Raw genomic sequence first — 23,984 nt, 5'->3', positions numbered from 1 at the left:
TTTCAATTCCTCCTTAAGAGTTTTTTGCGATACTTCCCAAGACAATACAACTCTGAAAGCTAAAAACTCACTTCGGAAGCATACGCTTATAATTTCACTTCATAAAGAGTCATGCTTCCGCCCCGTCCGCCAAACGAAGCTGTCGATGCATTGCCGCTGCCGGTAGTTGTTTGCCATTCCGAGGCGGGAACAATAGTGCCATGCCCGGTGATCCATTGCGTCAATTCGGAGCTTCCTCCACGGCCGCCTCCCATGCCTCCACCCGAAATCATGAAGTATTTCAATTTGCCGCTGGCCACCAAGGCTTCCAGCTCTGCGACCGAATAGACAGGATCGGAGCCCGAAAAGCCTCCAAGCGTAACGACGGATTCTCTTGCATCGATGATATAAGGAGCCGCCGTATTGTAGTCGAAGGTGGCGAACAAATAGGCCTCGCCCGTGTTATGTTCAATGAGATACGACAACGTTTTATTGTCTACGCTGCCTCCTGAACCCATACCGCCAGGCATTCCGCCGGGCATACCCGTGGGCATTTCCCCGCCGGTTGCTGCGGCCGAGCCGCCGTTTGCTCCGGAGCTTGCTCCGTCCGCAACTGTATTTGTACCATCGGTTGGAGCTGCTGCCATTGCCGCTACGGCATTTGGACCGCTACCCATGCCGTTATTCGAGCCTGGTCCGGCTTGCGGAAGCATGCTGTTCTGACCGTACGTAATCGGCGTTGCGGCCCAGTAAAGGGGACCGACCAACAGCAGCAGCAGGCTGGTTAGCTGTGCGGCATAACCAAATGTACGTTCCTTGCGTTTAAGACCAATCAACAGAAGCGTCAACAACATGCCCGCGGTTGCAATAACAATGGGCCACCCGTTTCCAATCTTGGCGCCATAAGGCTGCAGGATATACCATTCGAATACAGTTGTAGCCAAGACCGCCGCCGGCAGCAGCCAGGATATAAATCCGGAGCGGTTCCGGTACGAATCCCACATTTCAATCCAACCCGCACCGACAAGCGCCGCGAGCGGAGGGGCGAGCATAATTAGATAATATTGATGAAAGAATCCTGCTACGCTGAAGAATGCCATCACGGGAACCAGCCAGGCGAGCCAGAACAAGGTTTCCTTATGCTTTTGCGTTATGCTTCTTCTCCGCAGGCCGGCAAACAATCCGATGCAGCCAAACAGCGCTAACGGAACCAGCCAGCTTGCTTGTCCGGACAGCTCGCTCTGGAACAGCCGCAGCGGTCCCGGATTGCCCGTACCGAACATTCCGCCCATACCATTCCTTTCGGGAAAGCCGCCGCTGCCGTTAAAGCCGGGAGGTTGGCCCATTCCGCCCCCAAAGTTCGTCCCCGTGGCACTGCCCCCAGTCTGTGCTCCACCGGAGCTCTGCGCTTGAGATCCAACACCCGGATTAGAGGCGCCATCCGCCTGATTTGTCACAGCGTCAACAGAGGGTGTACCGGGAGCACCGCCGCCACCGCCACCCTGCTGGCCGGTCAGGCGGGCAATCCCGTTATAGCCGAAGGCAAGCTCCAATACCGAGTTTGTCTGGCTGCTCCCGATATACGGGCGCTTACTGGCCGGGATCGAATCAACGATTACCGCCCAGGACAGCGAAATCACCAGCATAACTGCCGTAGCTCCAGCAAGAACGGCAATTTTCTTCTTCCAGCTCGTCCTCGCCGCGATTATATAAAAGAGATAAAATGCAGGTAAAACCATATAAGCCTGGAGCATCTTCATGTTGAACCCGGCACCGATCATGGCGAAACCTCCGAGCACACTCCAAACGTTTGTTTTTCTGACTCCCCTGAATAACAGCCATGCGCCGAGCAGCAGAGTGAAAACCAGCATGCTGTCAATATTGTTGGTTCGGCTGACTGCAACCGCCACCGGCATACAGGCCATCACTAAAGCGCCGATACGGGCTGATGCCAAGCCGAATGTCGGTTTGAGGAGCAGGTAAACCAGCACTACCGAACCCACGCCTGCCAAAGCCTGCGGCAGGATTACGCTCCAACCGTGCAGGCCGAATATATATGCGCTTGCGGTCTGAATCCAGAATGTCAGAGGCGGCTTATCGACCGTCACTGAGCCGGCTGGATCGAGTGACCCGTAGAAGAAATTGTGGAAGCTTTGCAGCATGCTTGCGACGGCGGTCGTGTAGTACGTGTTCGCATATTTATCCGTCCAAATGTTGTACCCGTTCAAAACAACCGATAATAGTAATATGAGGGCCAAGTAAATGTCACCGCGCAGCCTTGTTGTTGCTTTTCTCATCATTCACCACTCCTGCTCTTTTTTCAGATCGATTAAACTCCCGATTGCTCGTTCATCGACTGCCTATGTACACATTTTGGCCCCAGTTCCTGAAGTTGTTATGAATAGGTGCTGAATGTTTGCTGAAAGCGGACCATAGTCATTGCTTCGCGGCACTCAAGCTGCCTATAATGCAATTGTAGGAGGAGATTGTTATGTTAAAGCCATCTAAAGAAATTAAGATACTGCTTGCGGATGATGAGCCGAATATTCTGCAGTTTCTGGAGCTTGGTTTAGCAAGCGAAGGCTTTCTGGTACAGACCGCGTCCGACGGCATGAGCGCTTATAATTCAGCTCAGGATTTCCGTCCTCATGTAGCCATACTGGACGTCATGATGCCTGGCATGGATGGGTATCAGGTCTGCCGGATGTTGAAAGAGACGGGAGACAACATTGCGGTAATCATGCTGACCGCCAAGGATGAAGTCGACGACAAAGTGAAAGGCCTGCTGCTTGGAGCGGACGATTACGTCGTCAAGCCTTTCAGCTTCGAAGAACTGCTTGCCCGGATTCAGGCCCGGCTGCGCAACCAATTTCCCGATCTGCTCGGCAGAGTCGTATACGGCCCCTTCGGCATCGATGACCGCAGGAACGAAATCGTTTATCAAGAAAAGGTTTTGGAGCTGTCTCCGACGGAGCACGGGCTGCTCAAATTCATGGTGATTAACCACGGCACTGTGCTGAGCAAGGCATTGATTCTTGATAAAGTGTGGGGGTATAACTTCGGGGGCGAAGAAAATATCGTGGAGGTGTACATTCGTTCGTTAAGGGAGAAATTGAACGATAAAGAGCATCGTCTGATCCGAACCTTAAGAGGCGCCGGTTACAGAGTGGACCTGCCATGATGCGGAAATGGAAAAAGTCTGTAAAACGCTGGTTTATGCCCCGCTCCCTCCGCTACCAGCTTCTCACACGTTCCCTTTTTATTCTGGCCGCCCTTTTTATTCTTATCGGGCTTATGCAGAGCTGGTTGATGAGAGATTTTCTTTACCGGAATCAGGCGAATTCACTTGAATCACAGTTGATGTCGATGCCGAAGCAATTGTTCGGCGACCCGCATCCTGAACGACACAGCTTCAAATCTCGCCCGGGGCCTAAAGATGACGGCGCACCTGGAGAACCGGAAAAACCGACTCTGTTCTTGTCCGATACATCATTAGCAATTATCGGGTTCGACGGCAGCTTTACTGATATATCGGGAGGACAATCGGGAACCCCGTCGCCCCGGTTGACAGAACCGGAATATACGGAGATCAAGAATGAGCTCCTGAAACATGTTCATGTGAATTACAAGCTGGTTCAAGACCCGACGGGAATGGAGCAGCTGGTCGTGTACAGCCTGGTTGGTCCGCCGAATAATCCGGAAGGTCTATCCCAGATGGGCGCTGCGACAAGTCCTCTTAAACAGGTTATGATGCAGCAGCTTGTTATTTTTGCTTGTTTATCCGTGCTGGCGCTTGGCGGCGGGATGGCGCTGTATATGCCGGTTCTGAGGCGAACGCTGATACCTCTCTCCCGCATCGTAAGAGCCGTCGAACAGACAGACTCCGGCAATTTAACCGAGCGTCTGCCCGACCATCAGGGGCAGGAGGAAATCGACCGCCTGTCCGTCAGCTTTAACGGTATGCTTGAACGGCTTGATACCTCTTTCGAAGCCGAGAGAATGGCGAATGAGCGAATGAGGCGATTCATCGCTGATGCTTCCCATGAACTAAGGACTCCGCTTACTTCGATTCACGGTTTCCTTGAGGTATTGCTCCGCGGTGCCGCCACCAACTCGGAGCAGCTTTACGGCGCATTGAACAGCATGCACAGCGAATCCAGGCGCATTAACAAGCTGGTGGAGGATCTGCTGCTTCTCTCGAAGCTCGATCAGGCGCCTCAGCTTAGACTGACCGAAGGCGGATTGGATCATTTGATTCGCGAGATGGAGCCTCAGCTGCAGGTATTGGCGGGGAACCGGTCGGTCCGCTTTCATTTAGCCGAGAACGTAAGGGGAAAGTTTGACCTTGATAAGATCAAGCAGGTGCTGCTCAACCTGTTCCATAATGCCGTTCAGCATACGGATCCGGAAAGGGGAGTTATAACCGTTTCCCTGGAAATTGCAAAGGGGAAAGCCGAGCTGACAGTTCGGGATAACGGACCGGGTATCGGTAAAGAACATCTGCCGAAGGTGTTTGAACGCTTTTATCGCAGCGACTCTTCAAGAACGCGCAAATACGGAGGCGCGGGCCTTGGTCTGTCCATTTCCAAATCAATAATTGAAGCCCATGACGGGTCGATTGATGTAGAGAGCACGCCCGGGGAAGGCACTGCTTTTCGATGTACGCTCCCTATCCTTAGCTACGGGCGGTCCGAAACCTCTTCCTGATGATTCCGACCCCGAGAACCGTTGCAGGGAGAACAAATCCGATTATCGCGGAATAAGCCGGCCTAATGTTAATATGAAACGTCATCAGGTTGCTGATATTGGGAGCTATCAAGACCCCTGAAGCATAAAAGAGCAATCCCAGGGGCAGCGAAATTGTTCGATATTCGGATAGATTCAACGTCTGCGAGAGAGATAGAACCGTTATGTAGAAGACAAGGACCAGTTTAAAAAAAATGGTAATAAACCATATCGCAGCTATGATGACTTCCACCCTTTGGATAAAACCCCCTATTTCGATTTCTTTGGCTAATTCAAAGCTGGAAAATATATCGCTCGCTGTACTTTCGGCACCCAAAACCAGAATACTAAGCCCGGTAACCAGCGTGATAACCGATCCTCCGAGTAAAGTTCCCCGAAGGAAAGCTCGCCCGGCAGCTTTGGAATGCTTTACTTTCGGATAAACTATAAGCAGCAAAATAAGTTCCAAATACGGGAACGCAATATGCGGATATGCGCCTTTAAGGATGGATTGTATCCCTTCCCCATACACCGGCTCAAGTCGACTGATTTCAATATCCGGGACCAGCATGACAGCAAATAAGATAACCAGCCCTATAACCCATGGGAAGAAAACATCCACGGTGCGTGCGATGTTGGAAATTCCATAACGAACCCCAATTACTACAATACACAAATAGACGATAAATATCGCTTCGACCGGTGTTTCCGGTATCATCGTCGATTTCAGAAATTCACCGAGGCTGCGTAGAGCCAGAGAACTCAGAATGAAGGCATACAAAAACCACAGCAAGGAAACGAGCGAACCTAGCCATTTCCCGAAGGCTTCCTTACTGATCTCCACCAGGTCTTTGCCCGGGTATAGACGTCCCAGTGCGCTATACAGCAATACCAGCAGGACTCCGGCAGCCATCCCGACAATGGAGGAGATCCATGCATCCTGTTTGGCCTGCGATGCCATAATGGTCGGAATCACAATGCTTGAAGTGCCGATGATGAAGAGGCACACCAGTTTCATAAAGTGACTCGCTTCAATCTTATCATTGTCAGACACTGGGTTCACGCCTCACTTTCACATGTCTTGCTACGGTTTGTAAATAGCTCTGGCCCAAGTAAGCGGAGTCGGAACTTCAATACCGGTTATTTCGGCAAGGTTAAGAGCCAGGCCGGCCAGGAGCAGTAAGGAAAAAGCCCACGCTTCCTTCCGCTGTTTTCTCTTCACTAAAGACGGCAATTCGATCATCGCCATGATTATACAAACCAATAACAGCGCTGCGATATTTCCCACCATCCGTTTAGTCCCCCATTCTCTCTTCTACCGATCTCGTGGTTTTAAAGATTCGGCGGATATTTATATTTACATCAATGTTTACCTGCAGCTTTGAGAAAGGTTCATCCCAATTTTTTTTTACTTCCCCCCAATATTTAGGGTACTTTCGCGCAATATCGTCTCCGAACCCGAAAATATCCGACTTATACCGGCTTTGCACCGTTTGGACCGAAGAGGAGATCATGGATTTGATTCGACGGTTGGTCAGGTTCTCCAGCTCAGAGATGACCTGCGGTTTGGTCAGGTCGGCTGCGCATTGGGCTTCAGTCACAGCTCCATCTGACTTGATCTGGAGTTTGATTACCGGAATGCCATTCTCCATAGACACTTTCGTTTTATTAATGGTATGAAGCAGCTCGACTGTCACGTATTCTTTTTTCTTCTTCAGACAAGGTATACGAATGCTTGTACTTTTTATATTTCCCTGAGTGAAGTTGTAACCTATGCTATTCTCCTCGTTTAACCAGCCGAGCAGCTTGTCTTTTTTGAAAACACCCAATCCGTTGTATACGAGTTGGGCGGAAGGCTCAATTTTCTGTACATTCGAATTCTCATTACCCTTTTCAGGATTACCAGTGAGTGTGATAGCAGTTACAACGGGCTCTTTCCCTCTGCTTATAACATCGGAAAGCAGTTGTTCGAATGTAACCTGAGCGGTCGAACCCCATGCTCTCGCCGAGCTTTCGAGGGTAACTTTCATCTTGGTCGCCGGTATTTTCTCCAAAGGAGTGAGCACCTTGATAATTTCTTCCGCCTTTACTCCGCGGGCGATCACTACAGAAATATCCTTCCTGTATTCATGGTCTCTTGAGATATGATCCAGCACTTTCCCCAGGCCATCTCTTGCGAATTCCTCTCCGAAAATAAGCATCTGCATTTGTCCGACATATATTTTTCTAGTACTTTTCAATGTCATTTTTCTGGCTGTCTCCTGAAAAGCGTCTCCCTTCTCCTGAAACACTGTGACCGGGGCAGTGGCAGCGCCCGCCTTTTGCCCTGCAATAGCTCCGGTATTGAGAACCTGATTGGAGATCAAAATCTGATCTCCTGCTTTATCAACGCCAATGGCGACGGAAACGGCCAGCTCATTCAATTCACGGCGGTTCCAGCATCCCGACAGAAGCGATATACACAGGACGGAAACGATCGTCTTGTACCCTCTTTTCATATTGGCTCCTCCTAAAACTTTTCGAGGAAAAGTTGCTTCGTAAGTATAAGCTGACTTTTCGTACAACCCGAGGCAGCATCAGCTTTCGGGTTCCGGTTCCCGGGCCGGCCTGCTCTTCTCCCTATTTCTATTCCGGCTTAAGAACGAAGGGCGAGTATTCATGCTGCGCCATGAAACGCGCAGCGCCGTATCCTTATTGTCCATCGTAGTAGCAGGTGCGAATGAGGACATATACGGCACCCCGAATGAACGCAGATGACAGAGGTGCTGGACGATCCCGATCATTCCCGCGATAATGCCGTACAAGCCGAAGGAAGCGGCCAGCCCCATCATCCCGAACCGCAGTATCCGGATAGCGATGCTCATGTTATAAGCGGGAATAACAAAGCTGGCAATAGCCGTGATTGAGACGACAATGACCATGGCTGCCGATACGATTCCCGCCTGAACGGCTGCTTGACCGATAACGAGCGCTCCCACGATTGAGATCGCCTGGCCAACCGCTTTGGGTAGACGCACTCCAGCCTCCCGCAAAAGCTCGAATGTCACTTCCATCAATAAAGCTTCAATGAAAGCGGGAAACGGGACACCTTCCCTCTGAGCGGATAAACTTATCAGCAGTTGAGGAGGCAGCATTTCATGGTGAAAAGTGGTAACTGCAATGTATAAAGAGGGACCCAGCAATGCGATCGCCAAAGCCAAGTACCGGAGGAGACGCAGGAAGCTGGAAATATCGTATCGCTGATAATAATCTTCAGCTGCCTGGAAGAACTGTACGAATAAAGCCGGAACCAGGAGAACAAACGGCGTTCCATCCACGAAAATCGCGATTCGCCCTTCAAGCAGACCTGCTGCAATCACGTCCGGCCTTTCAGTGTTATAAATAGTGGGGAACAGGGTAAGAGACTTATCCTGAATAAATTCCTCAATATACCCGCTTTCCAAAATTCCATCTATATCAATGCCTTTAATTCGCGCACGGACCTCTTGAACCGTTTCGTCCTTAACGATACCGTTGATATACATGACCGATACGCCTGTTTTGGTAACCCGGCCAACCTCGAAGTGTTCAAACCAGAGATTATGGTCCTTAATTTTTCGGCGCACCAACGAAATATTGGTCGCCATATTTTCGGTGAAGCCTTCTTTCGGTCCTCTGATAACCTGCTGCGTAGAGGACTCTTGAACTCCTCGATCCTCCCCCCCTTTCGAAGCAATGAGCAGTCCTCGAGCACACCCTTGGCATAATATGATGGTATCTCCGGACAAAACAGCCGACAGCAGCTTGTCGAGATCATCGGTATCGCCAATCCCGCCGACAGGAAGCGATTGCCTGATAGTATCAATCAAGTTTCCTTCAGACGAACTTGCCGTGAGGGTGCTGCTGTTCCGGCTAAGCGACATCAGCGGTTCCATAATAAACTCATTGACGAATTTGGAATCTGCGAGACCTGAAGCATACACAATTGCGGCTTCGACGGACTCATGTCCGCCGGATCGCCATTCTCTTATGACAATATCCGGGCTGTTCCCGACTACCTTCTTGATTTCTTCAATATTCTCTCGGAGGTTGTTCTTCAGGCAGAGCTTGGCAAGGGTCTCCTGCTGCCGTGAATCCTGAGTCTCTGTTTGTGAATTTTGCCTTATTCTGTTGAATAAATATTTAATCATTCCCAAGTGTACGCACCTCCTCTCTTACAGAATTCGTTAAAAGTGGAGTTAATATTCACTTTGCTGCTCAGAGATAAAGAATGGGCTTATTAAGGCATCGATACCGGAAGATTGGCTCACAAAAAAAAGCTGCGGCAGTCATTGATATGACACCGCAGCTTTATTATTTTGCATATCCCTCAGTTTCCCATTCATCAGAAAACTTAACTGCTCTGGAATTCAGGTTGCCAGCGGAGTCGTATCGTGAAGCCACTTGGCCCAGCGCTTCAGCACGGCGGCCTGCTCGTCCGTCAATGCTTTACCGCTTTGTGCTGTCACTTGATTCATATAAGCTTCCAGGAGGTCGCGAGCCGCAGCGCCTTCCCCTTTAAGAGCGTTCGCACTGGCATTTTCCAATTTCTTCTTAAGTGCATCGGCAATGCCATTCGCACCGCTTGCCCCCGTCTCACCCAGGAACATATCTGTCAGCGATCCCAGACTGTTAAATGTTGCAGATACGGTAAACGAGAACTCAGCCGCCTGGCGATGTCCCGCAGCATCTTCGGCTGTCGCCGTCACAGTATGAATTCCAGGCGCCAAGTTATACGCTTTGGCCTGTAAAAGAGGTGTGGCACACGGCGAGCCGGCTATACCTGAAACACTATCGCTTGCTGTACAGGAAATGATGATGTCCTGATCAATTGTGTAAGAATCTTCCCCTTGAAACTGTACATGCGGCGGTGTCAGATCCGTTTGGATCGATTGCGATTTCGTATCTTCTACATTGCCCGCCCGGTCAATGGAACGGTACAGAATCTGGAACTGCCCTTCAAGATCCAGAGTAACCTGAGCGTTGTATGGCGTCCAGCTGCTTCCGCCGTCTAAACTATACTCCGTACCAGCTGCGCCCGATTGATTGTCGGTGGCGCTTAGGTTTAACGAAACCGGATTCACGTACCATCCGCTGAGTCCATCCGGTTCGGATGGTGTTACAACAGCTGTCGTCACAGGCGGTGTTGTATCTGCCGGTAACGTAAAATCGCTCAGACCTCTTGGTTTCAGCTGAAATACGCCTTTGAAAATAGAGGCAATCCCTTGGATGTTTACCGTTTGACCCGCATGATACGGGAATGTACTTTGCGTTAAACCGGTGCGTGCATCCACGCGAATATGATTGCTTACAGAGCCATTCACCGCATCGAATTCGAAAGAGCCTGCAGGTGAAGCACTGACGATACTGCTAATCGTTACGCCGCTTAGCTCTACCAGCTGACCTTGATTATCATTGGTAACGGCATTCGCAGGAGCTGCCGCCGGAAGCGCAGAAGTTCCTGTTTTCGCAATTTCAACCGGATCCGTCAATTCGAGCTCCGTGTTAAATACCGCTGTAGGGGCCGTGATTTTCACAATATCACCTTGATGGAATCCGCTTAAGCTTTGAAAGACGTAAATACCGCCCGTCGCATCCTGCAAGTAGAAGGCTTGACTTCCAAAAGCGCCTGGTTCCGTCGTTACAACACCCTCTAACGTGACCAGTGTGCCTGCTGCTTTGCTGCGAGCTTCTGCGATGGTGATTTTAGCAGGTATCGGGTTCTGCTCCTCCGGCAGCGGCTCGGCCGGAACGTTCCCGAGAGTTACCGATTCGGTTTTCAGGTTCGTGCCGTTTTGGCGCAGACGAAGGTTCGCTGGCGCTGTCGTCCCTGGTTTGATGCGGACATTCAAATCCTTGAAGGCATGACCCTTGCTATCGGAGGTCAAGCTGAATGCCGTACTGTAGCCGTCAGCAGCCGGCCATGAGCCGTCGGCATTCTGAACCTTGGCAATTTGCGCGCCGCCGCTTACCAAATAGATGCCTGTTTGAAAGCCCGAAACTGTCGTATTGGCAGGAAGATTATCAATGACTACACGAATTTGAAAATCCTGTGCGTTTGGCAAAACGGCTTGATGCACGAAACTGTAAACGGCACTGGCCGTTGCGGCCGGACCGCCATAGGAACCCGGTTTGAACGTGCTGCGGTCGTACCATTTGTAGCCGGCATTCGGCGGCGCCCATGGTTCGGGCTGCGGTTCCGTGGAAGCCGCCGGATCTTCGAACGGAAGCAAAGCTGTCGGCTCATCAAGCTGCAAGCCGCTCACTTGAGAAAGGCTGGTGTAGCTCTCTTTGGTGGCCAACCAATTAACCATATTTACAAGCAGCTTGCCGTCGTCAACTTCTTTGAAGCCATCATATGTCGTCTTCTTCGCACCCGTATCTTCACGTAAATATTTCGGAGTCGCATCCTCAACCGGCGAGGAATCGCCGATAAATGCGGCTTTCCCCGCTCCAGCTTTGGAAACTGCAACATATGGACCTTCAGCTGCGCCGCCGCCATTATATACACCCTGGTCAACCGCATTCGGCCAAGCCTCATTCGTTTGCGGCAGGTAGACGATCCCTTTGGCCTTCGTCGGATCCATGATCGCCAGTGTAGAGCCCGCATGCATGGCAACGCCGGACACGCCGTTCGTAATGCCGAAGGCTTGATCCGGGGCCACAATTTGATTCGCCGTAATGTCGCCGAGCGCGTTATATCGGAAACGAACACCGAATTGCGTGGCCAGCCAGTCGGAGTTAGCGACATCCACCATTGCAGAGGAAGCGCTCTCTTCGGCGCTCATGCCTTGTGCCGGATTCGTCCAGGCGCCGCGGCGATAGCCGTTGAATACTTCGGAGCCGTCCCAACGATTTTTATTGCGATCGGCATTATAATGGTCACCGATGAAGAAAATACTTCCGCCGCCTTGTACATATTGCACCATGGCCGCCTGCTCGCTTGTTTTATAAGGAACGTTCGCTTCCGCAACGACGAAGACATCGTAACCGCTTAGATCACTCAATGTGATAGGCGTTGTTTTGCGAAGCTCTTTCACGTAATAGCCGTTATCCGCAAGCGCATTGGCAAAATCGGAGAACCCTCCGTCAATGACCCAATCCGCAGCACCGGCCGTTTGTTCATGCGTATTATCGAAAAGCACTTTTTTGCCGGCATTCTGATTCACGACTTTGGCTTCTATGAACGGCGCCGGGTCAGCCGGCCCCTCCGCCACGACCGTTTGCCAGCTGCCTGCAGCCATTACTTGCAGCATTAGTGCAGCGGTTAAAGCGAATGTAGATTTAAACAATTTCTTTTTCCATTTTGCCCAAATCCCCATTAATATCCTCCTCGTAATAAAAGACTATGAAACTAGTGAACCTATTCTACCAATAATGTACAAATAAAAGTGATATATTATTGTAAATGACAAAAGATTCCGTAAATCGACAATGTTTCAGACAAAAAATATAAAAAAAGCGAGTCTCCCACCCCTGGGTGGAAGACATCGCCTAAACAACTGACTAATATATATTTGCTTGCCTGTCACTCTTTACGCACGGTAAAATTGTTCGAGCTGCTCTACTACGTCCTGCTTGCTGTGTTCGACGATCACTTGATGCTGCGGTTTATCGAAGAGCTGCTCTATAGCCTGCGGGAATGTTTGTTTGATTCCGCACAAGCTGATTGCTTCATCGAACTTTGCCGGATGGGCTGTCGCCAGCGAGATACAGATTTCGCCTTGACTGAACTTCTCGGAAGCGGCGATTCCGCACGCCGAGTGCGGATCGAGCAAATACCCGTAGCGGCCTTCATAAGCTTGAATCGTTTGCAGGCATTCCTCTCCGTTTACGCTGTGCGCGGCAAAATCCTTCTGTATCTGCTGCAGCTCCGCTTCGCCAAAGACAAGCTTGCCCTCGGACTTGAAGCGTTCCATCCGCTGCCCGGTTTCATTCGCATTCCCGCCACAAAGGTAATACAAATACCGCTCGAAATTGCTGGCGATTTGAATATCCATCGAAGGGCTGTGCGTGCTGTAAAACTTGTCCGGCATATAAACGCCTTCATGGACGAAGCGCTGAAGAATGTTGTTTTCGTTAGTGGCCAGAATCAGCTTATCAATCGGAAGTCCCATTTTCTTGGCTAAATAGCCGGAGAATATGTTGCCGAAATTACCGGTTGGAATACTAAAGCTGACGCCTTTGGCCCTTGCTTCCTCCGGTAACCGGAAATAAGCATAGAAATAATAAACCGTTTGGGCCAGAATCCGCACAAAGTTAATCGAATTGATGGCGCGCAGATGGTATTTCGTTTTAAATTCGAGATCGGCGAACAGCTCCTTAATGATCTGCTGGCAATCGTCGAAATTGCCCTTCACCGATAAATTCAGTACATTGTCATCCTGTACCGTCGTCATCTGCAGCTCCTGGACGCGGCTCACCTTGCCGTGAGGATGCAAAATGCAAATTTGAATGCCTTCCTTGGACCTTACTCCGCTGATCGCCGCGGCGCCCGTATCGCCGGATGTGGCGCCTAATATATTGATCACTTTATTCTGCTTGCGGGCGACATACGCGTACAGGTTGCCCATAAACTGCAGGGCTACATCCTTGAATGCAAACGTCGGTCCGTGATAGAGCTCCAGCACATACAGCGAATCGTTCAACGCCGTAAGGGGCGCAACTTCCGGACTGCGGAATCCGGCATAGCTCTCGTAGACGAGTTCCTTCAAATCTTGCCCCGGAATTTCACCATTCGTATAAAGCGAGAAAATGGCCAGCATGAGATCCTGATACGACAGCCCCTCCCATTCCGCTAATGTTTCCCTTGATACCGCAGGTATCGTCTCTGGAATCATCAGACCGCCGTCATCGCCGAGCCCCATTAAAAACGTATCGATAAAACCGCATTCCCGTACTTTGCCACGGGTACTGATAAAGTTCATCCTGCATTCTCCTCTTACTGTTGTTCGGTGTAACTCCTATTTTGGATGTAAAAGGCGAGGATTTCAAGATGTTTCGCCTCTTTTCCAGCAATAAAGCGAAAAAATGCCCAATTGCTTGAGCATTTTTCATTAATTCATGATGTTGCATCCCGCAAACTCAACTGATTGACGATGCTTCGGGCGCGGTCATATATACCTTCCTTGGACAGCGCTTGATGAATGGCATCGTGGAGCTCGCTCATATCCTTGTAGATCTCACGCATCGTTCTGTCCGACGTTCTCATGCGCTGCATATCGAGCTGACCCATTGCATCGTGCGCTTCGAGCAAATCTTTGAAGACCTTCAGAGATGTAAAGCCGATCATCGCCGCTCCGAGCGCCGTTGCCTGCTCATTCTTGTTAGGAATAATGACCAGCCCGTAAATATCTGCCTGAATTTGATTAAACAAATCGGATCGAACCAGTCCGCCGCTGACATGTACAGCCGTTATTCTCACATGACCAGGTTCCTGCTCACCCGCCAGAAGGGCGTCGATGATTTTCAGGTTTTTGTTCACTTCGAAGCAGATACCTTCCAAATATGCTCGGACAATGTCGCTCTTCTTGGATCCAAGCGTCATATTGAACAGCACGCCGGAAGCATTCGGATTCCAATAAGGGGCCGCGCTGCCTGCATAATGAGGAATATGGAGAATGCCTCCCGCACCCGGGCTGGACATGCCTGCGAGCTCGTTCAGCAGGTCATACGATCCGTCGGATGCCAGAAAATCCCGCAGCCAGCGATATGTTGACCCTGTCGTGAATATGCCTGCTTCGATCACATAATCGCCGGGAACAGCCGACGCGCTGCAAACGACCTTATGTTCCGAGCTCTTAACCGGCTCCTGTATCGGGGCGACGACGAACGAACCTGTACCTGTCGTCACCTTGACGATCCCCGGACGAATCGCACCGAGCCCGACAGCGGCGCACTGCTGATCTCCCCCTGCCATGACGACCGGGATATCCTCCCTCAGCCCGAAGCGGACTGCAGCCTCTTTCGTTACGCTGCCGGCTACCGTTCCCGTAGGATAAGCCGGCGGCATTTTAGCCAGGTCGACATTCATCCGGACCGCTATTTCCCCGTCCCACTCAAACGTATTAATATTGAACAGCATCGTCCGCGAAGCTTGCGTCCAATCCGTCTTGAACTGACCGGTCAATGCATGGACGACATAATCGTGAGCTGTCAGAAAACGGAAAGTGCGCGCGTAGATCTCCGGCTTGTTATCCCGGAACCACATGATTTTCGGCAGAGAAAAGTACGGGTCGATCTTGAGGCCGGTCCGCGAGTAAATATCGGCCGCCCCGATTCGCTCACCTATCTCCTTCGCTTCGCGCACACTGCGCTTATCCTGCCACAGAATCGCCATCGCAAGCGGATTGCCGCTCTCATCCACCGGAACGATCGTCGCTCTCTGGGTGGTTACGGAGACGCCGCTTACGCGGGCGATCTCCTCCGGCTTATCTCGGTTCAGCTCCGCGAGCCCTTCTCTAATCGCATCAAGCCATGTGGCGGGATCATGATCAATCACATTTGCCGCGTGAAAGACACTTGTATATTCCCGGTACGCCGTTCCGTGAATGTTACCGGCGGAATCGAACAGAATGACACGTCCGCCGGTCGTTCCAATATCCAAAACCATAATGAGAGGGCGCGAATCAGCCTCATATCGCATTCAGGTTTCCCCTCCACTCCTATTTATATCTCTAACAATCCGGTGAACACTCCCGCTGAGCGCGGACCACCGTGATTTTATATGAACAAGCTAAGAATCAGAATAAATCCGAAGGATACGAACGACAGAATGGTTTCCATTGCCGTCCACGTTTTTAATGTTTCCGCTACCGACATATTGAAGTATTCTTTGATCAACCAGAACCCGGAATCGTTGACGTGCGAGAGCATAATGGAGCCGGAGCCGGTGGCCAGAACAAGCAGCTCAAGATTGGTGCCGGGTACCGTAGCCGCGATTGGAGCGACGATTCCGGCGGCCGTCGTCATCGCTACCGTGGCAGAGCCTACAGAAGCCCGGATGAGTCCCGCTATGATCCAGCCCAGGAACAACAAGGAGATATGGGCGCTTGTCGCATAAGCCGCAATCGCATCGCCTACGCCGCTTGCGGTGAGTACAGCGTTGAAGCCGCCGCCTGCACCGATAATGAGGATGATGGAAGCTGTCGGCGCAAGACAATCATTCGTTATTTTGGCAAGTCGGTTAGCCGTTAATCCGCGTGAGAAACCGAATGTGTACATAGCAACAAGCAGGGCGATCAGCAGGGATGTGATCGGTGTGCCGATAAAATCAATCCACATCCGGAACACATTGCCTTCAGGTATCGTGAAATCGACTACCGTTGTGATCAGCATGAGAATAATCGGCAGCAGAATGGTGAACAATGTGATGCCGAAGCCTGGCAGATTTTTAGTCTCGCTCACGCTGAACTGTTCCATTAATTCTTTGGACGGCTCGACATGGACCCTTTTTGCAATCCAGCTTGAGAACAGCGGGCCTGCTATAGCCGCCGACGGCAGACCTACAATGAGGGACAATAATATGGTCTTCCCGATATCCGCATGCAAAATTCCGACGGCCGCAAGCGCGGCTGGATGCGGAGGCACCAGGCTGTGAACGACGGATAAGCCCGCAACCATCGCTATACCGATTTTAATGAGAGATGTTCCCGTTTTCTTGGCGAGCGTAAATACAAGCGGTATAAGAAGCACCACTCCGACCTGCAAAAAGACGGGAATACCGCAAATGAACGCGACGACCATCATGACCCAGTGGACTCTCTTCTCCCCGAACACGCGCACCATCGTGCCCGCCAGCCGCTCGGCTCCGCCTGACTCGGCCATCAATTTCCCGAGCATCGTTCCGAGGCCCAGCACGATTGCGATAAATCCAAGCACATTGCCGACGCCGGTCTGATACGCCTTCGCGATGTCCCCCAGCTTCATGCCCGAGACGAGACCCATGAACAAGCCTGCAATAATTAAAGCGATAAACGGATTAAGCTTGAATTTGGCGATCAGAAAAATCAATCCTGCGATTGAAATCGCTGCGTAAAGCAGCAAGCTTGCATTATGACTTAAGCCAAATAAAGTATCCACGTTGTTAAGACCCCCCGCGAAATTTTGCGAAATCTTCGAAGCATTGGGATTAAGAATTGAAATGAAAGGGCTTTCAAAATGTATTATAGAGCAGGCGCATTTCAGGCCTCATTGATATCGCCTCCGTCCTGCTTCTTGCAGGCAGGACGGAAGTTAATTGATATTATTGCGAGACTTCCGACAACGAGCTTAGCCATTCCTTTACTTTCGGATGGTTCAGCACCTCCGGATTTTTCACCCAGTTTGCTTTTCCGCCGTCCAGAATCTTCTTCACTTCCTCGGCAAGAAGATAAGGCGACTGCGTCAGAGCGTCAGAGGTTGTTCCCGCAATATGGGTCGTCAGCGTAACATTGTCCAGAGCGAGCAGCGGATGATCGTGCGGAATCGGCTCGATATCGAATACGTCAAGTCCCGCACCGGCGATCTTCTTCTCGGCAAGTGCCTGAACCAAGGCATCCGTATCCACGAGGCCGGATCTCGCACAGTTGATCAAATACGCCGTCGGCTTCATTTGCGCCAGCTCCGCATGACTGATGAAATGGTGATTTTCCGCGGTCAATCGCGCATGCAGGGAAATGAAATCGGATTCGGCGAGCAGTGTTTCCTTATCAACCAATTGGACACCCGGCATATCGATCGATTCAGGCTTCACGAACGGGTCATAGACTTTAATCTGCACGTCGAAGCCGCTCAGCTTCTTCGCAACCAGCCTTCCGATGTAGCCGAACCCGACAAGTCCTATGTTTTTCCCTTTCAGCTCCGGAATATAATCCGCGTTGCTGAACACTTTGCGCCATTCGCCGTTCTTGATCGACATATGGGCCCTCGCGATATTCCGCGATTCCGAGAGCATCAGGCCAACTGAGAAATCCGACACCGCTTGCGCATTCCGGCCCATGACATGCACAACGACGATCCCTCGGTCCGTAGCCGCCTTCACGTCTACATTCTCCGTGCCAGCGCGGGCAACACCGATCAATTTCAAATTATCGAATGAGTCCATCCCGTCAGGCGAGAACGGGCCAAACAAGCCAAGGACCATATCGGCATCCTTGTTTTCCTTGAACATCGGCGGTACTTCTTCGACGGCGGGACCCTGCTGCTCGATAACAAGCCGTCTGTTCTGCAATCTGCCCCAGTCCGGTTCCCAGTCCGTGGTTACGATCTCGTGGTTGCCCAGCATACGGGCCGCTTCGGTAAATTGCTTGCCGTTAATCATTGCATCGCCAAACGTTAAAATTTTCATTTTCATTCCTCTTTTCAGCTACGTTTTCAGTTTCGCCACCGCAAGTCTTGAGGCGTTTACCGCTTCAATGGCTGACTTCCCTTTCGCAAGAACGGTTTTGACGTACAAGCAATCGATAATAGTCAGCTGCACAATCCGGCTAACCATCGCATCGGACCGAAAGTCCGTTTCCGTTGCGCTCGTGACCAGCAGCTCATCCGCTAACTGGGCGACTGATGATTTGCTGAAACCGGTAATCACGATGATACGGGCGCCCTTTTGCTTTGCGATTTCCAGCGCGTTCAGCAGCGCCTGGCTTTCTCCGGAGTGGGATAGAGCGACAATGACATCTTCTCCGTTCATATGAGAAGCCGCTATCGCTTCAATATGAGGATCCGTAATATGAATGACGGTCTCGCCCAGTCTTAGAAACTTATGCGCGGCATCGCCTGCGATTATGCCCGATACCCCTTGCCCGAAGAAATACAGCCTCTTCGCATCAACAAGCAGCTTTCCCGCACGCTCTACAGCTGAGTAATTGATCAAATGCTTAGTCGTATTCAAAGCGACGACGGTCTGCTCGAGCACCTTCTCAAATACTTGCTCGGTCGTATCCGTAAGGTTAATGGCTTCGAATATATTTCTTGCTTCGTTATCGCTTGTATTTTCTTGTGCGAGAGCGACCTTAAGCTCTTGGTAGCTCGTGTAGCCCAGTCTTCGGTAAAACCTGACAACACTCGGTTCGCTGACCTTGCTTAATTTGGACAACTCATTCATTGAGAGTAAAAAAGGCTTTTCCTCACTCGTAAGTACGAACAGGATTTTCTTCTCAGAATTGGTCATCTCCTTTTCAATTGCGTTAACCCGGTTTTGAAAAGTAGCCATTATCGCTTCCCCGCTTTCGGTTAAATGTAATTTTACTACTTTTTAAATATAAAATCAATGTATTTTTTTCTACAAAAATGTAGTTTCAATAATCTTCGCTTAATTATACTACATGCATCAAATGATTTCTAATCCATATCAGAAGGATAAATTCAACCGATTTTCTGATGAAATGCTAGGATATTCCCTTATTAAAAAGTAATAATACTACATTGTATTTATATAATAAATGTAGTATGATTTCGGTATCTTATAATCTGGGTTGTAGTTTTTCTACAAATTAAGGAGATGACTTATGCTATCAAATACGAAAGCAATGTTAAGTAGAGCTCAAGTGAGCAAACAAGCCGTTGCCGCTTTCAACGTGTACAGCCTTGAAACGGTCCAAGCGGCGGTGTCCGCTGCCGAGAAGGCGGGACAGCCCGTAATTATAGCCCTTGGGGAACGTTACTTCGGCACGGTCGATGTAGAAGGCTTCGCGGCGATGGTTAAAGCGATCGCGGCGAAATCCGGCGTACCTGTCGCCCTTCATCTGGACCACGCTTATGAGAAACAATCAGTCATCCGCGCGATTCGCAGCGGTTTTACATCCGTTATGTACGACGGTTCCAAATTTCCGCTGGAGGAAAATATCTCGATTACCCGGGAAATCGTGTCGATCGCCCACATGGTTGACGTTGCTGTGGAAGCCGAGATCGGTTCGCTCGCCCGCGGAGCATTCTCGGACGAGGAAGAAGGGGACGGCACGCTGACCGATCCGCAGTCGGCCAAGCAATTCGTCGAAGCGACCGGAGTTGATTTCCTTGCTGCGGCCATCGGGACGGTTCACGGCATGTACACCGGCGAGCCAAACATTAATATTGGGCTGCTGAAGCAAATCCGGGAGGCTGTCCATGTACCGCTTGTCCTGCACGGGGGCTCCGGGACTCCGGATGAAGTCATCAGAGAGACAATTCGTAACGGTATTTGCAAAATCAATGTTAATACGGAAATATCCATGGCCGCTGTTTCCTATTTGAAATCTCTTCACGAGAATGCAAAAACACCGCACTTGTCAGACGTCATGTCGCATATGCAGGGCATTATGGAAGAGTCGATGGAGAAGTTTATCCGCCTGTTCTCCGAGTAGAATTGGCAGCCTCTTTTAACTTGCAGACGGATCAATGGAATCATTCTCCCTGCTCCGTTTTTCTTTTTCTAGCCCTCATTCGTCTTCCAAATGAAACAAAAGACAAAGAGCCTCATGGACAAACGAATCCATGAGGCTCTCTTTTTCAATTATTTCCTACACAAACCGCAGCCCTCGCACAAACAGTCCGATGTGATCCCGGTCAGACCACAGGATGAAATAGTTATATAAGGTTCCTTGAATGGAAACAGGACGGGGATACTTTACGATAAGCGCCGACTGGTTCCTCATTTCCGCCGGTTGATCGTCTGACGGGAATATGATGCAGGCATTCTGCAATTGGATCGATGCAGGGACAATCCGCGGATTGGAACCGTAAGGTCTTAAGGGGTGAAACGCTTCCGAACGGCATATTTCCTCGATTGGGTCCCCAGATGAAATGGCGGATATTTGGAAAAAGCCGTCCATGCCTTCGTACCGCTCCTCCGTTACTCTGTTCCAGTGTGCCGGATACGGAAAAGAGACACGATAAACGGAATTGATATACACGTTGAAACGGGGATTGACAAACGACGACGGCGACCACTGAATGGCGGTGATGCGGCCTCCTTCGATAATTTTATAGGATACCGGATTTCGCAAATCCACTACCCGGATTTGGTTTGCCGGTTCTTCATCCGTGCATCCGGATAAATACGCGATTTGATTACCGTCCGGTGACCAGGTTACCGGAGTGGCGAAGCAATCCGAGACCGCCCATGTTTGTTTATTTCCACCGGTGCGGCGGTCGGTTTGAACCAGGGATACGTATCTGTTTTCAATAAGATCGGTGGCGCTGTAGGCTATTGAGGACGAGTCCGGGGACCATTCGGGAAAGTAGTTTTTGGCTTGCGGTCCGCCTTCCAAGGTATACGTCTGCCCTGTGGCCAGATCGACGGTCGAGATAATGGAAATGCTCACCCCAGGTGAAGTGTAGAGCGCAAATCGGCCATCAGGGGAAAGCCTGACGTTGTTAAGCGGTCCCTCCGTGTTTTGCGTCAGCTGCCGTTTGTTCAGTCCACCAACGTCAATCATGTAAAGCTGGCTGATTCCGGCGGAATCAGGCGCGGCGAACAGGAGCTCCCTGCCCGAAGGAAACCACTGGGCGTCGCTTGCGCCCGGCTGGATGATGTTAAAGCTGGTGTGTGATTCCGTATCGTAAATAACGATCCTGCCATTATTGACATAGCTTAAGTACCTGCTGTCGGGGGACCAGTCCAGAAGTGTATATGGCTCGACCTGGTCGATGCGGGCAGCGAACCTCGTTCTTGTATCTATTACATAGACGATGTTTTGCTTTCCGATAAAGGTTATTTTACGGTTGTCAGGCGACCAATACGGAGTAGAAAATGCCTCTCCCAGCCCTTGAGTAAGCGCCAAATTACGGGCATCCTTAGGACGATATAGCCAAATATCGAAAACCCCGCTGCGATCAGACGTATAAGCAATCCATCCGGTGCCGATTGGCAGCCGCATTTTGTCATTTTGCATAGGCAAATCCCCCTGTGTGAACCCGAAGCTTCATTTCAGTTTATTCGGGGAGGGATACAATGTGCCTACTCCCGGTCCGAAAGCCTACAGCCTTAAGCCGCGCGGTACGATACCCGGCAGGGCAATGATAAACAATAGCAGCGCCGTCCTTGTCGATATCATGAAAGTCCTTTTTTCGCTGTCACGGTATGGATAAATTAACCCGCTGCGGAGAAGCTAATTTAAAACAAAGGGAGGGTCTGAGCATGCCCAGAGATAAAATCGTTGCAGAAACCGACGGGGATCCGAAAACGGAGTATGAGGATAAAACGGCTCACGAGCGGGCGGGATTTGTAATAGATGATTCGCAGAAGAGCGAAGAGCATCCGGAAAAATCTCAAGGACCGCTCTCGTGACAGCCTCTCGAGAAGGATAAGGAAGGTTTACCGAGAGCTCATATTTAAAGAAATACCGTCTGGGAAGAGCCCTGACGGTATTTTAGATTATTTCTCGTTCCCTCGAAGCTACGGTGTTCAGAAGAGTCGGCAGGAGCGAGTAATGCAGCTGCCGGATCCTTGAGATTTCCCCATTAGCGCATCATTCACCCTTTCACCGCTCCGAGCATAACGCTGTTGACAAAGTACCGCTGAAGCCACGGATAGACGATCAGAATCGGTACGGTCGCAAACACTACGCTGGCCGCCTTAAGGCTTTCCGGCATCATCGTTTGCTGCTGCGAGCCTTCCATTTGCGTTAGATCGGTGATCATGTTGTTTTGAATAAGCTGGTACAGCTTGAGCTGCAGCGGGTACAATTCCGGACTCGTGATATACATGAGCGTGTCCTGAAACCCGTTCCAACGTCCTACCGCGTAGAACAGGCTTAGCGTGGCTATAACCGGCATCGACAGCGGGATAACGATGCTCACAAGCGTGCGGAAATGGCTGCATCCGTCGATTTCCGCCGACTCCTCAAGACTGGACGGAATATTGTTAAAGAACGAGATCAGGATGATCAGATAGAACGGACTTATCAGTCCGGGCAGAATAAGCGCTCCCATCGTGTTAAGCAAATGCAGGCTGCGGACCAGGATATATTCCGGGATGATGCCGCCGCTGAAAAACATCGTAAGCACGATGATAAACATGAATATTTTGCGGCCCTTCAAATTCCGTTTCGACAGCGGATAAGCGGCGGCGATCGTCATGAGTATGCATGAAACGGTAAACACGACGGTGAGCAGCACCGTGAATCCGAGCGAGTGAATCATACTAGGATCGCTATACACCTGATAGTAAGCGTCGAGGGTGAAATCAACCGGAAACAGGTATACCTTGCCGGACATGATCGGCGCGCTCGAGCTTAACGATACTGCAATTATATTAAGAAACGGAGCCAGACACAGCAGCACACTGATTACCAGAAGAATGACGTTAACCGTATTGAACAGCCGGTTGGCGGTATGAACATTCATGCCGTACGCTCCTTTCACGCTTTCTAAATTATAGGATGCTTTCATCCGTCATTTTTTTGGATGCATAGTTGGCGCCGAGAATAAACACAAGCGCTACAACCGCCTGGAACAAGCCGACAACAGCAGCAAGCGTATACTGGCCGGACTGCAGACCGACGCGGTAAACGAACGTGCTGAGCACGTCGGAATAGTCGCTAACCGCCGCATTCCCCATAATAAACGGCCTGTCGAAGCTGATGGTAATCATATTGCCGAGCTGAATGATAAGCAAAGTGACAGTCGTCGTTTTAAGTCCCGGAAGCGTAATATGCCAAATTCGTTTCATGCGCCCTGCCCCGTCCACCTCGGCGGCTTCAAACAATTCCTTGTTGATGCCGGTCAGCGCTGCCAAATAAATGATCGTGCCCCAGCCTGCGCTTTGCCAGACGCCGACGAGAAGGTATGTGACAAGCCAGTAATTTTTGTCGGTCATAAACGGGATCGAATCGACGCCAAGCGATGCCAGGAGATTGTTGATCATGCCGGACTGCGTGCCGAACACTTGAAGGGCGATGCCGCCGATGATGACCCAGGAAATAAAATGCGGGAGATAAAGGATCGTCTGCGATAGCTTCTTGAACCAGACGACGTTCAGCTCGAACAGCATAATAGCCAGAAAGAGCGGCGCCGGGAAAGAAACGAGCAGATCGAAAAAATTCAGCATCAGCGTGTTGCGAAGCGTAATATAAAAATCTCGCATCCCGAACACTTCTTTGAACGCATCGAACCCGATCCATTTGCTGCCGCTGATGCCCTGAAAGAAGTTGAAATCCTTGAATGCGATCTGGATTCCGTACAACGGACCGTATTTGAACACGATGAAGTACGCCAGCGGCAGAACAAGCAGTGCATACAATTGCCAAAACCTGCGTAAATACGTGGCCATGCTCACGACGATTTGCCTCCTTTAACGGCCGGAC

The 23,984-nt window shown here is 50.5% G+C and carries 18 protein-coding genes; 4 read left to right on the top strand and 14 right to left on the bottom strand.

Annotation, left to right across the window (positions count from 1 at the left end; translation table 11 throughout):
* Window positions 1–86 precede the first annotated feature (86 nt).
* Complete coding sequence (locus tag KZ483_RS07610; protein ID WP_220353316.1) at window positions 87–2,276, bottom strand: ArnT family glycosyltransferase; 2,190 nt, start codon at window positions 2,274–2,276, stop codon at window positions 87–89.
* Window positions 2,277–2,470: 194 nt separating this feature from the next.
* On the opposite strand from KZ483_RS07610, the gene KZ483_RS07605 reads away from it, so the two are divergent.
* Both KZ483_RS07605 and KZ483_RS07600 read left to right on the top strand, forming a co-directional pair.
* Window positions 2,471–3,160 (top strand): response regulator transcription factor, encoded by a 690-nt coding sequence (locus tag KZ483_RS07605; protein ID WP_220352065.1) that lies wholly within the window; start codon window positions 2,471–2,473, stop codon window positions 3,158–3,160.
* On the top strand, window positions 3,157–4,686 hold the full coding sequence (locus KZ483_RS07600) for a sensor histidine kinase (protein ID WP_220352064.1): 1,530 nt from the start codon (window positions 3,157–3,159) through the stop codon (window positions 4,684–4,686). Before KZ483_RS07605 ends, KZ483_RS07600 begins: the two co-directional genes overlap by 4 nt.
* On the opposite strand, the gene KZ483_RS07595 is transcribed toward KZ483_RS07600, so the two are convergent.
* The 10 genes from KZ483_RS07595 to KZ483_RS07550 all read right to left on the bottom strand — a co-directional run bounded on the left by KZ483_RS07595 (window position 4,655) and on the right by KZ483_RS07550 (window position 18,913).
* Window positions 4,655–5,758 carry a GerAB/ArcD/ProY family transporter gene (locus KZ483_RS07595; RefSeq protein WP_220352063.1) on the bottom strand — a complete coding sequence of 368 codons (1,104 nt, stop codon included), beginning with the start codon at window positions 5,756–5,758 and terminating at the stop codon, window positions 4,655–4,657. The two genes, KZ483_RS07600 and KZ483_RS07595, sit on opposite strands and share 32 nt — an antisense overlap.
* Window positions 5,759–5,788: 30 nt before the next feature.
* Complete coding sequence (locus KZ483_RS07590) at window positions 5,789–5,995, bottom strand: hypothetical protein (protein WP_220353754.1); 207 nt, start codon at window positions 5,993–5,995, stop codon at window positions 5,789–5,791.
* 4 nt (window positions 5,996–5,999) lie between these two features.
* A complete protein-coding gene (locus KZ483_RS07585) occupies window positions 6,000–7,202 on the bottom strand; it encodes a Ger(x)C family spore germination protein (RefSeq protein WP_220352062.1) in 1,203 nt (400 codons plus the stop codon).
* A 78-nt stretch (window positions 7,203–7,280) separates the two neighbouring features.
* Window positions 7,281–8,873, bottom strand: coding sequence for a spore germination protein (locus tag KZ483_RS07580; protein WP_220353315.1), 1,593 nt, complete (start codon window positions 8,871–8,873; stop codon window positions 7,281–7,283).
* 219 nt (window positions 8,874–9,092) lie between these two features.
* Complete coding sequence (locus KZ483_RS07575) at window positions 9,093–12,044, bottom strand: OmpL47-type beta-barrel domain-containing protein (protein ID WP_258881578.1); 2,952 nt, start codon at window positions 12,042–12,044, stop codon at window positions 9,093–9,095.
* 213 nt (window positions 12,045–12,257) lie between these two features.
* On the bottom strand, window positions 12,258–13,649 hold the full coding sequence (gene thrC / locus KZ483_RS07570; protein WP_220352061.1) for a threonine synthase: 1,392 nt from the start codon (window positions 13,647–13,649) through the stop codon (window positions 12,258–12,260).
* 134 nt (window positions 13,650–13,783) lie between these two features.
* Window positions 13,784–15,367, bottom strand: coding sequence for an FGGY-family carbohydrate kinase (locus tag KZ483_RS07565; protein ID WP_220352060.1), 1,584 nt, complete (start codon window positions 15,365–15,367; stop codon window positions 13,784–13,786).
* Between the two features lie 77 nt (window positions 15,368–15,444).
* On the bottom strand, window positions 15,445–16,803 hold the full coding sequence (locus tag KZ483_RS07560; protein WP_220352059.1) for a GntT/GntP/DsdX family permease: 1,359 nt from the start codon (window positions 16,801–16,803) through the stop codon (window positions 15,445–15,447).
* Window positions 16,804–16,966: 163 nt separating this feature from the next.
* Window positions 16,967–18,049 (bottom strand): 2-hydroxyacid dehydrogenase, encoded by a 1,083-nt coding sequence (locus KZ483_RS07555; protein WP_220352058.1) that lies wholly within the window; start codon window positions 18,047–18,049, stop codon window positions 16,967–16,969.
* Between the two features lie 18 nt (window positions 18,050–18,067).
* Window positions 18,068–18,913, bottom strand: coding sequence for a MurR/RpiR family transcriptional regulator (locus KZ483_RS07550; RefSeq protein WP_220352057.1), 846 nt, complete (start codon window positions 18,911–18,913; stop codon window positions 18,068–18,070).
* A gap of 295 nt (window positions 18,914–19,208) precedes the next feature.
* Here KZ483_RS07550 and KZ483_RS07545 point away from each other — a divergent pair, with 295 nt between their 5' ends.
* Entirely contained in the window at window positions 19,209–20,042 is an 834-nt protein-coding gene (locus KZ483_RS07545; RefSeq protein WP_220352056.1) for a class II fructose-bisphosphate aldolase, read from the top strand.
* A gap of 156 nt (window positions 20,043–20,198) precedes the next feature.
* Here KZ483_RS07545 and KZ483_RS07540 read toward each other — a convergent pair whose 3' ends face one another.
* A complete protein-coding gene (locus KZ483_RS07540; protein ID WP_258881577.1) occupies window positions 20,199–21,572 on the bottom strand; it encodes a TolB family protein in 1,374 nt (457 codons plus the stop codon).
* Between the two features lie 245 nt (window positions 21,573–21,817).
* Here KZ483_RS07540 and KZ483_RS07535 point away from each other — a divergent pair, with 245 nt between their 5' ends.
* On the top strand, window positions 21,818–21,967 hold the full coding sequence (locus tag KZ483_RS07535) for a hypothetical protein (protein ID WP_220352055.1): 150 nt from the start codon (window positions 21,818–21,820) through the stop codon (window positions 21,965–21,967).
* A 185-nt stretch (window positions 21,968–22,152) separates the two neighbouring features.
* Here the strand turns inward: KZ483_RS07535 and KZ483_RS07530 are convergent, their stop codons facing one another.
* Both KZ483_RS07530 and KZ483_RS07525 read right to left on the bottom strand, forming a co-directional pair.
* Complete coding sequence (locus KZ483_RS07530; RefSeq protein WP_220352054.1) at window positions 22,153–23,025, bottom strand: carbohydrate ABC transporter permease; 873 nt, start codon at window positions 23,023–23,025, stop codon at window positions 22,153–22,155.
* Window positions 23,026–23,053: 28 nt separating this feature from the next.
* Window positions 23,054–23,950, bottom strand: coding sequence for an ABC transporter permease (locus KZ483_RS07525; protein WP_220353313.1), 897 nt, complete (start codon window positions 23,948–23,950; stop codon window positions 23,054–23,056).
* Between the last annotated feature and the right edge of the window lie 34 nt (window positions 23,951–23,984).

Origin of the sequence: Paenibacillus sp. sptzw28 (assembly GCF_019550795.1) — a bacterium.
In the GTDB taxonomy this organism is placed as follows: domain Bacteria; phylum Bacillota; class Bacilli; order Paenibacillales; family Paenibacillaceae; genus Paenibacillus_Z.
Note: the sequence above shows the minus strand (reverse complement) of the source record. Positions and strands in the feature narration are given on the sequence as shown.

Excerpts from the sequence above, each read along its gene's own strand:
- KZ483_RS07585 (WP_220352062.1), bottom strand. The coding sequence starts at position 7,202 with ATGAAAAGAGGGTACAAGACGATCGTTTCCGTCCTGTGTATATCGCTT.
- KZ483_RS07555 (WP_220352058.1), bottom strand. The coding sequence starts at position 18,049 with ATGAAAATTTTAACGTTTGGCGATGCAATGATTAACGGCAAGCAATTT.
- KZ483_RS07565 (WP_220352060.1), bottom strand. The coding sequence starts at position 15,367 with ATGCGATATGAGGCTGATTCGCGCCCTCTCATTATGGTTTTGGATATT.
- KZ483_RS07575 (WP_258881578.1), bottom strand. The coding sequence starts at position 12,044 with ATGGGGATTTGGGCAAAATGGAAAAAGAAATTGTTTAAATCTACATTC.
- KZ483_RS07540 (WP_258881577.1), bottom strand. The coding sequence starts at position 21,572 with ATGCAAAATGACAAAATGCGGCTGCCAATCGGCACCGGATGGATTGCT.
- KZ483_RS07525 (WP_220353313.1), bottom strand. The coding sequence starts at position 23,950 with ATGGCCACGTATTTACGCAGGTTTTGGCAATTGTATGCACTGCTTGTT.
- KZ483_RS07545 (WP_220352056.1), top strand. The coding sequence starts at position 19,209 with ATGCTATCAAATACGAAAGCAATGTTAAGTAGAGCTCAAGTGAGCAAA.
- KZ483_RS07605 (WP_220352065.1), top strand. The coding sequence starts at position 2,471 with ATGTTAAAGCCATCTAAAGAAATTAAGATACTGCTTGCGGATGATGAG.
- KZ483_RS07535 (WP_220352055.1), top strand. The coding sequence starts at position 21,818 with ATGCCCAGAGATAAAATCGTTGCAGAAACCGACGGGGATCCGAAAACG.
- KZ483_RS07590 (WP_220353754.1), bottom strand. The coding sequence starts at position 5,995 with ATGGTGGGAAATATCGCAGCGCTGTTATTGGTTTGTATAATCATGGCG.
- KZ483_RS07550 (WP_220352057.1), bottom strand. The coding sequence starts at position 18,913 with ATGGCTACTTTTCAAAACCGGGTTAACGCAATTGAAAAGGAGATGACC.
- KZ483_RS07530 (WP_220352054.1), bottom strand. The coding sequence starts at position 23,025 with ATGAATGTTCATACCGCCAACCGGCTGTTCAATACGGTTAACGTCATT.
- thrC (WP_220352061.1), bottom strand. The coding sequence starts at position 13,649 with ATGAACTTTATCAGTACCCGTGGCAAAGTACGGGAATGCGGTTTTATC.
- KZ483_RS07580 (WP_220353315.1), bottom strand. The coding sequence starts at position 8,873 with ATGATTAAATATTTATTCAACAGAATAAGGCAAAATTCACAAACAGAG.
- KZ483_RS07600 (WP_220352064.1), top strand. The coding sequence starts at position 3,157 with ATGATGCGGAAATGGAAAAAGTCTGTAAAACGCTGGTTTATGCCCCGC.
- KZ483_RS07610 (WP_220353316.1), bottom strand. The coding sequence starts at position 2,276 with ATGAGAAAAGCAACAACAAGGCTGCGCGGTGACATTTACTTGGCCCTC.